Below are 13597 nucleotides of genomic sequence, written 5' to 3'. Positions count from 1 at the left end.
CGGATCGCAATCATCAGATCACCGCTTCTTTGAGAGTTATTCAAATGGATCGATGTTTCGCGTTTACTTCAAATCTGCTTTCTACTTGAGCTTTCTGGATCGGCTGTTGTTCGTTTTGATAATAACGGAAATACCAATCAAGAAATCGTTCGATTCCTTGTTCCATCGAAGTATTGGGATAAAATTGAATCGTATTTTGAAGCTCATTCACATCTGCAAACGTCTTGAAAACTTCTTCAGGTTGAACTGGTAAGAAACGTTTTATTGCTTTTTTTCCAAGCTTTTCTTCGATGATTGAGATAAATTCCATTAAGTGTATCGGGGTTTGATTTCCTATGTTGTGGATTTGATAAGGTGCTTTACTTTGACTGGGGTTATTGGGTACATAAGAGTCTCTAGGCTTCGGAACCCTATGCATCAATCGAATAATACACTCAACCACATCATCTATATAGGTGAAGTCACGAAACATGTTTCCGTAATTGTTGATATGAATCGGTTTGTTTTCTAAGATCGCCTTGGTAAAAATAAATAGTGCCATATCTGGTCTTCCCCAAGGACCATACACATTAAAAAAACGCATACCAGTGGTAGGCAATCCACTATAACTATAGGCATGTGCCATCAACTCATTAGCCCGTTTCGTTGCAGCATATAAGGTAAGTGGATGATCTACATGATCTTGAACAGAGAATGGGAATTTTTGATTGGCACCATATACTGAACTCGAAGAGGCATAAAGCAAATGTTCTACTTTTGTCTTTTTACATCCTTCCAGTACATTTCCAAAACCAACAAGATTAGAGTTAATGTATGCTTGTGGATTTTTTAAGCAATATTTCACTCCAGCTTGTGCAGCGAGATGGATTACAATAGATGGTTGATTTTGCTGAAATAAATTCATTAGCCCTTCATTGTCCTCTAAAGATAAATCACTAAATATAAAACTCGGTTGCTTTAACAATGTAAGACGATCTTTCTTCAATTTCACATCATAATAATCGTTCAGATTATCTAAACCGATGACACAATATCCTTCTTGGAGAAGACGCCTTGCGACATGGAATCCAATAAAACCAGCAGCACCAGTAACCAATATCTTTTCTCTCAATAAAAAGCCTCCCTTTAATCTATTTCTAATCCATCTTGATTCACGATCTTTATATGTTGTTTTTTTAAATACCTTTGAAGTCGTACTAGGTTCCAAAGCTCCTGTAACCGCTCTTTATTGGAAAACCAAGTTGAATGTGGTACAGGAAAATAAAAACCTGGGTGGACCATTAACTCCAATATGTCAGTCGATTCAAAGGATTGCTGAAGGTTCTTTTTTAGAAAGGAATAGGTCCGAATATGTCCATATATAGAACCAATAAATTTTTTAGCAGAAATCGGTGATAGCAAAGAACTGCTATATCTATATAAGAGCAGATCACTAATTGGGCTTTCTCTCATCGTATGAGCCCATAACAACGGATTCTGCTTACCTTCACAGGAAAAATAGTCTTTTTCTAATTCAAGGTTAGAAAGAAGGGTTTGTAAATTTTCTTTCAACAAAGATTCGTTTGGTATACGAATATGCGAGTTGTATTGGGTGCAAATCTCTTGAAAAATGAGTGGATGGGCGATATGACAGTGATTATGTCCGTCTAAATGAGTGGGTTGGAAAGAAAAAAGTCTCTGAAATTGTTGAAGCTGAGCTGATATTTCTCTAGAAATGTTAGATAAATTAATGTTTTGTTGAATAGCAGACTTCCAAAAAGCTACTTTTGGATGATCAAAACCAATTTCTCTCTCCAAAATGCTCTCTAGCGTGCATGTACAAAATGGTTCATCAGTTAAGTTTAAATGAAGTCCTATACTTACACGTGGGCGAAACTTGCGAATCCAGCGAGCCAAACGTTGAATTCGGCTATGACTTGCTGGATTTGTGACCACTACGCTAATACTACTGATCGCTCGAAACCAGACACCAATTCCTATACCTATATCTCTGTCCCAATCAATCCCAACATCATCAGCATTCACTACAAGTTTTTTCATGCTGTTCCTCCAAATAATCAACGATAGTTTGAGTAGGATCAGATGAGAAAAGAATTTGATCACATGTTTGAATATTGTGTTTCCAATAATCTAACTGTTCAATAAACATCAAACATTCTTCTCTTGTAATGGTATAGGAAGAAATTCCTAATCGGTGTTCACTAATAAACTTAGCACAATAATGCTGATCAAAAGTCGGAAGCGGCAAAACATATATAGGTATACCAAGATACAAAGCTTCAGATAAGAGCGTATGACCTGCGGTGGTGATCACTCCATCTGCAATCTTCAACATCTCTGCAAAATCGACTCTATCAAAAGGGCGTTCTTCCAAATTTCCTTCAATCCTTGTCTTTTCCAATTTAGGATCAAAGATTGTAAAAGATACATTCGGAACAGAAGCTAATTCCTTTTTCCATTGGATAGGAGATTGATCGATTCCCTTTCCACCATATTCTGATAGATAAACAATCAGATGAAGATTCGGTTTTTTTAAGTATCGGCATGATGAGCTTCTCAAATCAGAACGTATAATAGGGGGAATAACTGTAGTATCCCTATCTTCAATGTTAGGTAATCGATAAAAGGAAGTAATAAATCGTTTCTCATATTGAGGAAAAAATAAACTCAATCTCTTTTTTTCTTCAATACAGGAAAACTGTTGGATATCATCAAATGAGAAACGCCAAAATTTACTTTGTTGATCTATGAGTACCAATGGCTTTTGGAACTTGTATGCAATTCGAGCAGTTACAGGTTCATAATCACTAATACAGATATCGGGAAAAAAATCTTCTTTAATAAGTTGCTGATACACACCCAAGTTCCGATATATTCCAGGCAATATAGAAGTGAAATTTTTAATAATCAATGAGGGAAGGTGTAATTTTCCCTTACGGTAACCAACAAACGGAACCCAAACCTCACTCCAAGGTAGAGGAGTATTACGAAAGAATTCAATCCCTTTTCCAAAAGTGAGAATTCGAATCTCATGACCACGTCGGAGCAACTCTTGGGCAACTTCCCATTGACGAGTGCTATGTCCTAGCCCAATGCCACATACCCCAATTAATACTTTCAATTCTTGATCCCCCTGTATCAAACATGTTACTCTTCCACTCCTATCGTTTTTCGCTCTATTCTACGTTGTGTTCAATTATCTGTTTTTTAAATATAAGCATGTGACTCATGTTCATTGGGCAAACTCTGCAGAAGTCCATTTTCTTTTTTCTAAACTCATTCCATGCATCGTTATTCCAAATGTCTTTGATCGAGTGTTCCAATATGTTTCCGACAATTGGATTTCGAGTATATTCAATCGGATTACAAGCCAAAACGGGACCATTTCCTTCAATAATCATAAAGCTAGAAGGGATGGTGCACTTTTGTTTGATTCGGTCATCTGGCCAAAAAATTCCTTGTGCAAAGTTACTTGCAGGATTAAAGGTTAAATCAAACATTCCTTGAATCTGGGCAATCGCATTTTCCCTTAATTCTTCGGATTCAAATTCAATATGTTTTAGCTTTTTGATAATACGATCTTTATGGATTTTATTAAATTCATGGATTTGTTCTTCATTCAACAAAAACATACGCTTTTCATGATCATTTTCAATCATATCGATACTTAACGCATCCGCTTCTAACCATTTACAGAGATCGATCATTTGAGGAATGTCTTGATAGGTATACCGATGCAAAATCATCCGGATATTTAAAACAAATCGATCTCCCCATTCTTGACGGATCTCGTGCATTCGAGATGTGGCACGTTCAAATAATCCTGGTAACACACGGAGTCGGTCATGGACTTCCGCAATAGGAGAATCAATCGACATGGCGACCTGGTCTAATCCGCACTCTAAGAATTCTTTGAACTTCCTCTTTCTCAGAAGCCAACCATTGGTGTTTAAAATGACGTTTAATCCTTCGAGTGAAGCATAGTAAATCATTTCTTTTAAGTACCGATAAGACAAAGGTTCTCCACCACTGATTGTTATTTTTTGAGTCCCAATAGATTTCAACGTTTTAAAGAGTTCTCGATACTCCTCAATGGTATAAACACGTTTCGTATCAGGAGGAAAATCAAAATCCTTTAACCGTGCTTCACAATGAGGGCACTGAGCTACACACTTTAAGGTAGGCTTTAGAGTAACCATGGTGGGTGCATTCTGTTCTCCCCAAAAAGGGCCATCGGAATAATATTCCTTTGATACATTCAAATGATAACTTTGAATGGCATATGTTTTCTTCATCGTTTACTCTCCCTTTTGATCTGAATATTTACGATTGCTCATAATTCGTGCCAGACAAATGGGATATATCATTTAACCTTTCGATTTTGCGATATCCATTTGCATTGGTTGTAAGGTAGCTGATACTACAAAAGTCGGATTGATAGATAATCTTATTTAAATGGTGTACTTCCGTAATACCTAACCACCAGTTCACTAAGCATGTTAATGTTTTAGCATGGGTTACTATAACGGATGTACTTTCTTCTAGATCCATATGATCCATAAACGAATAGACCCGCTGATAGAACATTCTCATACTTTCCGCTTGATCATTCGGAATCCAATCAAATCTCGATTCTTTAATTGGTAATTGCCTCACAAAGGGATTGGTATTTGAAACGATGCCATGATGAATACCTCTAAGTTCCTTAAATAGTCTTGTTTTTTTATTTATGAAACTACCAATAATTTCTGCTGTTTCTCGGGCTCTTACGAGATCACTGCTATAAAAACGATAATCTTTTTGATTCAATAATTGATGTAACCTTTCCCCAGTTAGCTTCGCTTGGCGTTTGCCTAATGCAGTTAATGGGTAATCATTCCAACCACCAATTCCTTCTGCTTCTCCATGTCGAATTAGGATCAGATCTTTCAAATGAACACTCCTTTTTATCATGATGCTGGATGTTGAAGAGGTAACCTGACTAATTAACATACCTTTTTCATGACTTCTACTTAATTAAAGATGGTAGATATGCAGAATTACTATTATGAAAATTTGTAGCAAAAATAAAATTCTATAAAATACCAGATGATCCTTTATTTTTATAAAATTTATAAACCATAGGAGAAACTTTCCGCCTCTCCTATGATTTTGTAGTGAACTCATCCAAGAAACTAGAAATAGGAAGATTGAGAAAGCAAGTAGAGCACTTTATTAAGCTATCACCCCCCTTTATTAGCTCAACCAGTACATAGATAGAATGGGCAAAATGGGTAAATAGATAGTTGAAACTGAAATCAATGCTTCCTCCCAATTCAACTTCTCTCTCTGCGTAATTTGAACAAACTATTGCCCTTGTTTGTGGCTCCCCCATCATGGGAAGCTTCACCTCCTTCCCCTTACAAGAGGAAAATAGAATAATCATATAAAATTGAACACCCTAATTTCCTTACCTTCTCTATTCACAATCAATCTGGTCTTGTCAGACAAATCACCATCACTGTCAACGCTGAAGTTACATCCCAATTGATCCACAAAGTTTCCGATACAATCCTTATAGGCTCTGGATGGATCTAGATTGAGATTGATAAAATCCTGAATGGATTGGATGTGCCCACAACCAGGACACTCAAAGGTCGCCTTTCTTATATCGCCAAATCGGTGCCATAACTCCAATGTCCACTGGTCATCCGTTTGCATAACCATTGAGACACCCTCTACGGCCTAAACCTTCTTACTGCCCTTTTTACTTTGTAAAAAAACACTGCAGCACCGAAAATCCATCCAACCATTGCAATATCGATCCACACTAGATCCATCACATCTTCACCAAGCGATTCATATAAGTCGAAAGTGAATATTGAGAGAACGAATATTGCCAATGGTATTAATTCAAAGGGCCAAGTCTTGCTGTCCAATTCACTTACAAAATCACTATCCCCATGCTTGTAGACAAACCAATTTCGCCATATTAAGCAACACGGACCAGAAACAACCAAAATCAAAGACAAATAAAGCATCTATTTACCTCCAGAGAGAGATTGGATACTCGGCCCCGACCCCGAAGTATCCAATCCTTGTGTTATCCACTTTCCGTTATCCTTTACTTACCTAACCACGTTCTTTTAAACAATCCCAACCGATCGTCCCCGCGTCTTACTCTTTTACAATCGTCCCGTGTAACTTGATATGTCTGCAAAAAGCGATCCACTTTTTTCTTGCCTTTAATCGTCTTTGTTCTTCCACTTGGAATGTGAATCACATGTATCTGGTCTTTTGACTCATCATGCCAAAAGCGAAGCTCTGCTTCCTCCATTAGACTGGAACCCCTTTCTGGCAATTCCGTTTATGTTATAATGGAGATACGAATTGTTTTTTGGTGGGGCCATTCAGTTGATGGCTCTTTTTTTCTTGTCCGCAAATATGTCATAGGATCTCCCTGCTATCAGCCGGGTCCCATTTGCCATATCCACCTCCATCACATCGAGTAGTGGAATCCGAATCTCTACTCCATCCCGGCAAAGGAGTTGAGCAATTCGCATTCTCCGCCGTGGATTGGGGCTACGGTCTACGTAGCAAGTCACCGCAATTTTGTCATCCGGTTGAAGCCTTTCGATAAAATTTTCGTGTTTTTTTACAATAAGATCTGGGTGAAAATCCAAATCCTGCAAGAATGGTTGAACCTGATTAGCCTGGCCTTCAACTTGTAGTTTCAACATTTTCTTCACCTCGTTGTGGATATTTTATTGTTGCAATTGGAGTATATAATATAGTAAAAAAATAATGCAAATCGGACAATTTTGACCAATGTCAAATTCGACTTATAAAAATTTATCTCTTTTCACTTCATAATCACGTTATAAAACCGAAAAATTAGACCACATAAAAGTAATAAATGCCCAAATAACCACTTATCACTTTCTCAATGGTTGAAAAAATCTGAATAAAAATTTATTATGATGCCAGGAGGTGACCTTTAGGTGCATTTAAGTAGAGAGCAACTGGGGGAAATTTTAAGAAAGCGGAGAATTGAATTAGGCCTTCGACAAAAGGATTTAGTGGATGATATCTTATCTCCTTCGTCTATTAGCAATATTGAACTAGGTAAAAGGAAAGTTAGTGAAGACACAATAGCATATTACTGCAAAAAACTAGGTTGGGACATAAAGAATATAGCAAGCTATTTAGATGAAGGAGAAAAAAAAGAAGAAGCACAACTCGAAATACTAAAACTAAAGTTAAAATCATTAGAAAATGACATTGATTATGGTATAACAAAACATAAACTAAAAGAGCTAAAGGGACTAAAAATATCTCAAAAAAGCCCATATCAAGCTGTCGTTGAATATTTAGTTGGAAAGTGGTACTACAAAGCAGATGATTGGGAAAAGGCCAAAGAACATTTTTCTCAAGCCATCTACATTTATGACAAGTGTCCTGAGCATAAAAGTTCAAACATTAAATCAACTAGCTTATACGAACTTGGACGTATTTATTATGGTTATAACAACTTTGATAAAGCTCTTGATTGCTATAAAAAAGGCCTTCACGCCTTTTGTAAAGAAGGAGAGAGAAGTTACATTAAATATCACTTATTAATCTCCAAAGTTATTTGCCTTGAGAAGAAGGATAAAATTATAGAAGCTATGGAAACCTTGGATGAAATGTGGCCTCACCTAGCAGTAATCAATACAGAAACACAACTTAATATGTATGAAATGCAAGCCAAAGTGTACAACAAACTAGAAAAATATGAAAAAGCAATATTTTACGCCGAAACAGGAATTGATATTGCACGACGAGAAAAAAACTACAACCGTTGCTTTGAACTTTGGACGACATTGGGCGTAATATATAAGAACATGGGTAAATTAATGTTGGCAGAAACTTGTTTTCAAACAGCATCTAGATTTGAGAATAAATTGAGAAACAAATATCTATTACCTGCATATAATTACACTGAACTTGGTAAATTGCATTTGCAGCAAAACAAAATAGCGATGGCAGAGAATATATTACGCGATGCTGTTAAGTTAAGTAAAAGAGCGAAAGATGGGCATCAGCAATTTGAATCATTGGTTGCTCTTGGTGATTGCTTAATACAACAAAGAAAATTAGAAGAAGCACTTTCTTTTTATGAAAGCGCTCATGAATTAGCAGAAAAACTCTCATTTACAAAACAAGAAAAAGACATAGCTCTTCTATTGGCGCAGTATTACGAAAAAATAGACTCGATCAAACACAAGAAATATTTTGCACGATTTTATGACCTTAGTGTACAATTAATGCACGGAGGTGAGAAAAAAATGTTGCAAAATCCCATTCTATATGCTCATCTATCAGAACGTCAGTCTGTAGGAGAACCTCCAGACAGCTAAGATTTTATATCAGAAATATAACATCCACTCTAAACCAAACGCGGTCTCCACACACTGGTTACTGCGTTTCTTGTTTCATGCCTTACATAAACGAACTAGCCCTTTGCCTTTCAAATAGCAAAGGGCTGATAAATTTATATCCTTTTAATATCAATGTTATTCGCTGTCTTCTCTATTGATTTGATTACAATTTCAGTTATTTTATTCGCATAAGCCGTATCCACAATTTCCTTCCCATCCACCGTCACTCTGTACATCGGCTTCGGCTTGTCTACTTTCTCTTTAAACCCAAACGCAGCCGCTACTCCCTTAACGATGGCCCCTGCCAGCCCATCCAAGAATCGACGATCGCGTAACAGCTTGTTTTCCTTCGGATTATCGATAAATAGGTTCTCAAGCAAAACCGCACTCATCTTCGTGTCTCGCAAAACTGCGATCCGGGAGTAAGCGCCTTGGGTATCGTTTTTGGCTACATTACCATGCGGACCAATTCCATATCCTTTCAAATACCCCAACACACTGTCATTGATTGCGTTTTGGATTTTCTGAGTACGGGCCGGAGCCCCCTTGGCAATATAGGATTCAAATCCCGATCCACCGCCTGCATTACAATGCAAAGACAGGAAGAGATCTGCGTTTGTACTATTCGCATAGGCAATTCTTTTTCTTAATCCCTCTGGTGGCCCCGGATAAGAGGACGAAGTGTTCCTGTTACGTGTGAAGGTAACAACGGCCCCTTCATACTTCCCAAAATATTCTCCAACCAGCTCTGCCAATTTCAACGCCACATCTGCCTCACGCAGACCAAAGCCAGTCGCACCCGTGTCCGAGCCACCGTGCCCAGGATCAATGACTACTTTCATCTTTATCATTCTCCTTTCTTTTTTCCCGTAAGATTTCAATCCCTTTCTGGAGCTGTGGTGGAATGGGTAATCCAATCCGACCCGCATTCTCTAGAATGGAGATAGCTTCGTTCACCAAATAAAAAAGCACCGTCCCGTCGCGGAACAAGTGCTGATTCCCCAATGAGGTATCAATCAGATGGGCCACTGCAATAAGCGCAAAGACCATCACTTTTTTGGCGATCCCCATCATCCCCACTTGGCTGGATAACTTCCCTTCTTTACGGGCCGCAAAAAAACCACTTACATAATCAATCGCAACAAAAATCAGCAGAGCCTTTAATGAATTTGACCATCCCCGTCAAATGGAAGATGATTACCACCAACCCCGCCAGCTTAACAAGCCCACCGAAAATCGAGTACAAAGAAAAGGGCACATGGACCATCGAAGAAGCCAATCGCTTTTTAAAGCATACGAAAGAAGAACCTTTACTACACATTGGTTACCTTTTGGCGATCTACACGGGAATGCGACTAGGGGAAATATTGGGGTTACGGTGGAAAGATTGCGACTTTGAAAAAGGACAGATCAGTATTCGGCAAACATTGGCCCGCACCAGTAAGGGGCTGGTTTTCCAAGAACCCAAGACGAAAAGCTCCAGAAGGGTGATTGCCATCACGGACGATATTGTGGCCGCGCTGAAGAAACATAAGGCATTACAGAATCAAAATAAGTTGTTGCTCGGTGCTGGGTATCAAGACCATGACCTAGTCGTATGCACAAGTAAAGGAACTCCCATCATACCAAGCAACTTTCGTAGACACTATAAAAGGATGATCAAAGAAGCCAACGTTCCTAAAATCCGCTTCCACGACCTCCGACACACTCATGCAACCATTATGCTTCAGCTTGGCGAACATCCAAAGGTGGTAAGCGAACGATTGGGCCACAGTCGAACGAGTGTGACCTTGGATGTCTACAGCCATGTCATTCCCAATATTCAAAGCGGGGCCGCCAAGAAATTCAGTGAAGCGTTTCAAGCAACGAAATAAATCGTTGAAAATTAAGACAACCACCCTAGAAGATTCCGGGGTGGTTTTGTCTTCATCGATGCTATATTGCTGAAGATAATACAAATATAATGACGTTATGTATCAGAAAGATTATGTTCGTTAATTTTATTATATTTATTTCAATAAATATATTTATATTACGATTATTGTTTGATATAATCATTTTGTCTGCAATATCAAAATTTTAAAAATATCAGGAGAAGTGTGTATTTTGATGAATTTGAACTCCAAACTCACTGCTTGCACTATTGCCCTGTCCATGTTTTTTTTCAGCAACGTAAATAATAGCTTTGCTACTGTTAGCCAACACAGGAAGACATTGAGTTTGAAAAAAGATTAGAAGAAGAGTCTAAACGTGATTTCAGTAATCCAGAAGAGGTTGAACTGCTGTTAGAGCAATATGCTAAGGCTATGAGCTTAGGTGCGGATAGAGAGGTTGGGGATGTTGGAACCCTAGAAACTGGTTGGTATTCACTAACAGCGGAAGAGGAAAGGTTGGTTAGAGCCTATCCTTATGAGGCTAACTCCGTCCGTGTTTGTAAAGAAGTAGCGGAGTCATTAATGACAAGTCGTTTTTCTAGTGGATTTAGTGACGGAAAAGCAGATGCATTTAGACATGCCATGTGGAATGCATGTATGACAAGAGAAATTGGAGTTGCTTTAGCCTCAGACTTTGCTACAGCCCATGAGCAAGATCCTAATCAAAAAGCAACCTCTAAAGAAATGGATTTGTATAACAATTGGAGAGGAAGAAAAATTGCGACTGATGCTCCCAATCAAGTCAATACCTGGTATGCAAATACAATTGTAACTCAAATAGGTCAAGGATACTTGAAATATATCAAGGACGGAAAAGTGGTCTATACAAACCAATAGCAAACTATACTTTTATTATTGAACAAATATAGGACAGGTCCATCATTGACTTGTCCTATTGTCCTATTGTCCCATCGTCCTATCGATGTCTAAAATATAGTTGAAAGGAGGACGTATCAATGAAAAAAAATGTTATTACGTTCCTTAGTCTTGTTATTACATTTTTCTTTGTTGGCTGTAGTAACAGTGAAGAATTTATCGAATTTGGTGAAGCAAGCGATGCAAATGATATCAAAAACACTACTCAATGTCTTAATGAAAATGGCATTAAGAACCAAGTAAAAGGCAAGTTAATATATATACAAAAATCAAAGTTAGACAAAGCTACTAGCTATTGTAGTTGAATTATATGGAAAACACCTTAATCTTATCTTGCTAACACCTTCCCACTTAGATTAGGGTGTCCTTTTTTTTGTATCAGCATCCTTCTTGTACGTAATATATCAGAGAAAACAAGAACTGAACCTACGGAACCAGTAAAGCTCAGGTGTTTCCTCTCTTTCAATTCACTAAAAATCCCTATGTCATCTAATACCCTTTAGTGCAAGGTACTTACCATAAGTGTGTGGTCAAAATGTGGTCAAACGGCCAATTTTGGCCCCATTCCATTTTCCAGGAACAGCAAAAAACCGCGAAATCTCGCGGTTTGTCTTTGGTGGAGCATAGCGGGCTCGAACCGCTGACCTCTACACTGCCAGTGTCGGCGGCGGTAATCACCCGTTAACGCATCCGTTATGTTAACGCTCTAGACACGTTATTTACGCTTAGTTTCTACCTATTATAAGCGGTGAATGGGCGGGCTGTCAACGGTGAATGAAACGATAACACTAAACGGAAAAATAAACGGAACCCTGCCGTTAAGAGAACGGAAGCGTGGCGCGTAAGGGTCGAGGTTCCGAAAATTTGCCGCAAAATTTTTTACTGTAGGACATCGAAAAAAGAACGGGCGTTTTCTACGGTAGATTCCGTAACCGTCCGGGTTTCTGAGATTGTAGAGGAGTTTTGACGGTCAGGCCGCATATATCCACAGAGAGTAGCCCCGGGGTTTTTGGAACGATATCTAAAACCGATTCATTAACGACTGAACGGCGCGCAATACGCATTAATTATCGTTTAATTAACCGTTAATCATCGCTTGCATTAGCGCTGTCGATGGTGTCGACTATCAATAGTCTATCAATTGGGCGTACCCACTTGACAGTATGATTGACTATCGATAGTATAATACTTGACAGTCTATCAAATACACCTATCAAAAATGGAAGGGGAAACGGATTATGATTTACGGTTATGCGCGGGTATCTACGAAAGACCAAAGTTTAGACGTCCAAGTCGAACAACTGCGAGCATACGGCGTAGACGACGTGGTAATGGAGAAGGTGAGCGGCAGGAGCGTAGACCACCGGACAGGTTTTAAATCGCTACTGGGTAGGGTTAAAAAAGGGGATACCATCGTTGTCACGAAATTAGACCGCTTTGCTCGCTCGACGAAAGACGCGCTAGAGACTATCGAATACTTAAACGATAAGGGCGTAGGCTTAGTCATCCTTAACTTTGGCGGAATGAACGTAGACACGACGACGCCTACCGGAAAACTAATGATAACGATGTTTTCCGCTGTCGCTGAATTCGAGTTAGGCATTATTAAGGAACGACAACGCGAAGGCATCGCTAAAGCCAAAGAACGCGGCGTATACAAAGGACGGCCTAAACGCTATACCGCTAATCATGCCGGATTGGCACACGCTTTAGAGCTTTACCAGAACCGAGACACGAACGGGCTAACCGTTAAGAAGATAGCGGAGATAACGAATATTTCGGAGGCAACTATTTACCGTGAAGCTCGGAAGTTACGGAAGGGGTGCCTATAATGAATATTAATTTTGATAGGATTATACCTGTTGAAGACGTATTACATCCGGGTTTTGCTTATTGGTTAAGAAAACATGATTTAAGCCATTCAATCAGCGGCCTATATTTCTTTTACAATGACACGGGAAACCTACTTTATATAGGATGGTCAAGCGACCTTACAAAACGGGTTCGCACTCATTTGAAGGGTAACGCTAATACAAAACGCTTCATCGCAGAAGTCGCGGAAGTCCGCCTATTATTCGCTGATTCTTTTGACGCATTCCGCGAGCAGTACCCCGAATGTTGCGAAGGTGTAGATATCGAATATTACCTTATTGAAAAAATGAGTCCAAAATACAACGATGCACGACCGAGGCCAAAGGTGCACCCTTAAAATTACCATAAAATAGGCGGTGCAAACCCGTTGAAAATAGCGGCTTTTCGGCATCGCCTTTTTAATAACGCTTCTTATTTCGTCTGTACGCTATCGAATTTAGCGGGCAGGTACTCTAGGTATCCTCGCATATAAACAACGCTTAGAAAGGCGTATATTCGAGTTTATATAGCGCTGGA

16 protein-coding genes are annotated in these 13597 nt (G+C 38.9%); 6 read left to right on the top strand and 10 right to left on the bottom strand.

The features are described 5' to 3' along the window. Positions 1 to 40 precede the first annotated feature (40 nt). The 8 genes from CLV36_RS13610 to CLV36_RS13565 form a co-directional block, all read right to left on the bottom strand. Complete coding sequence (locus tag CLV36_RS13610; protein WP_106343029.1) at positions 41 to 1111, bottom strand: NAD-dependent epimerase/dehydratase family protein; 1071 nt, start codon at positions 1109 to 1111, stop codon at positions 41 to 43. Between the two features lie 14 nt (positions 1112 to 1125). Then, a complete protein-coding gene (locus tag CLV36_RS13605) occupies positions 1126 to 2040 on the bottom strand; it encodes a ChbG/HpnK family deacetylase (protein WP_106343028.1) in 915 nt (304 codons plus the stop codon). After that, positions 2015 to 3121: a glycosyltransferase family protein gene (locus CLV36_RS13600; protein ID WP_181353049.1), complete on the bottom strand. Its 1107-nt coding sequence runs from the start codon at positions 3119 to 3121 to the stop codon at positions 2015 to 2017. Before CLV36_RS13600 ends, CLV36_RS13605 begins: the two co-directional genes overlap by 26 nt. A 55-nt stretch (positions 3122 to 3176) precedes the next feature. Beyond that, positions 3177 to 4295, bottom strand: a complete 1119-nt coding sequence (locus CLV36_RS13595) for a radical SAM protein (RefSeq protein ID WP_106343026.1) — start codon at positions 4293 to 4295, stop codon at positions 3177 to 3179. A 28-nt stretch (positions 4296 to 4323) separates the two neighbouring features. Beyond that, complete coding sequence (locus CLV36_RS13590) at positions 4324 to 4932, bottom strand: histidine phosphatase family protein (RefSeq protein ID WP_181353047.1); 609 nt, start codon at positions 4930 to 4932, stop codon at positions 4324 to 4326. A 489-nt stretch (positions 4933 to 5421) separates the two neighbouring features. After that, positions 5422 to 5700 carry a VVA0879 family protein gene (locus CLV36_RS18045; protein ID WP_425436584.1) on the bottom strand — a complete coding sequence of 93 codons (279 nt, stop codon included), beginning with the start codon at positions 5698 to 5700 and terminating at the stop codon, positions 5422 to 5424. Positions 5701 to 6103: 403 nt separating this feature from the next. After that, positions 6104 to 6316 (bottom strand): hypothetical protein, encoded by a 213-nt coding sequence (locus CLV36_RS13570; RefSeq protein ID WP_106343021.1) that lies wholly within the window; start codon positions 6314 to 6316, stop codon positions 6104 to 6106. 73 nt (positions 6317 to 6389) lie between these two features. After that, a complete protein-coding gene (locus CLV36_RS13565; protein WP_106343020.1) occupies positions 6390 to 6719 on the bottom strand; it encodes a hypothetical protein in 330 nt (109 codons plus the stop codon). 261 nt (positions 6720 to 6980) lie between these two features. On the opposite strand from CLV36_RS13565, the gene CLV36_RS13560 reads away from it, so the two are divergent. Beyond that, positions 6981 to 8378 carry a helix-turn-helix domain-containing protein gene (locus CLV36_RS13560; protein ID WP_106343019.1) on the top strand — a complete coding sequence of 466 codons (1398 nt, stop codon included), beginning with the start codon at positions 6981 to 6983 and terminating at the stop codon, positions 8376 to 8378. 134 nt (positions 8379 to 8512) lie between these two features. Here the strand turns inward: CLV36_RS13560 and CLV36_RS13555 are convergent, their stop codons facing one another. Next, positions 8513 to 9241, bottom strand: a complete 729-nt coding sequence (locus CLV36_RS13555; protein ID WP_181353045.1) for an N-acetylmuramoyl-L-alanine amidase — start codon at positions 9239 to 9241, stop codon at positions 8513 to 8515. After that, positions 9225 to 9536 carry a phage holin family protein gene (locus CLV36_RS13550; RefSeq protein ID WP_245888371.1) on the bottom strand — a complete coding sequence of 104 codons (312 nt, stop codon included), beginning with the start codon at positions 9534 to 9536 and terminating at the stop codon, positions 9225 to 9227. The genes CLV36_RS13555 and CLV36_RS13550 overlap by 17 nt, the downstream gene beginning before the upstream one ends. A 26-nt stretch (positions 9537 to 9562) precedes the next feature. Between CLV36_RS13550 and CLV36_RS13545 the strand changes: the two genes are divergently transcribed. The 5 genes from CLV36_RS13545 to CLV36_RS13525 all read left to right on the top strand — a co-directional run bounded on the left by CLV36_RS13545 (position 9563) and on the right by CLV36_RS13525 (position 13418). Then, a complete protein-coding gene (locus CLV36_RS13545; RefSeq protein ID WP_106343017.1) occupies positions 9563 to 10273 on the top strand; it encodes a site-specific integrase in 711 nt (236 codons plus the stop codon). Between the two features lie 516 nt (positions 10274 to 10789). Further along, positions 10790 to 11170 (top strand): DUF6973 domain-containing protein, encoded by a 381-nt coding sequence (locus CLV36_RS13540; protein WP_146130644.1) that lies wholly within the window; start codon positions 10790 to 10792, stop codon positions 11168 to 11170. A gap of 119 nt (positions 11171 to 11289) precedes the next feature. Further along, positions 11290 to 11514 carry a hypothetical protein gene (locus tag CLV36_RS13535; protein WP_022738027.1) on the top strand — a complete coding sequence of 75 codons (225 nt, stop codon included), beginning with the start codon at positions 11290 to 11292 and terminating at the stop codon, positions 11512 to 11514. A gap of 933 nt (positions 11515 to 12447) precedes the next feature. Beyond that, entirely contained in the window at positions 12448 to 13041 is a 594-nt protein-coding gene (locus CLV36_RS13530) for a recombinase family protein (protein ID WP_106343015.1), read from the top strand. Then, positions 13041 to 13418 (top strand): GIY-YIG nuclease family protein, encoded by a 378-nt coding sequence (locus CLV36_RS13525; protein ID WP_106343014.1) that lies wholly within the window; start codon positions 13041 to 13043, stop codon positions 13416 to 13418. The genes CLV36_RS13530 and CLV36_RS13525 overlap by 1 nt, the downstream gene beginning before the upstream one ends. Positions 13419 to 13597: the final 179 nt, after the last annotated feature.

The organism is Laceyella sediminis (assembly GCF_003003125.1).
Lineage (GTDB): Bacteria > Bacillota > Bacilli > Thermoactinomycetales > Thermoactinomycetaceae > Laceyella > Laceyella tengchongensis.
The sequence above is the reverse complement of the archived record's forward strand: the minus strand, read 5'-3'. Positions and strand labels throughout refer to the sequence as shown.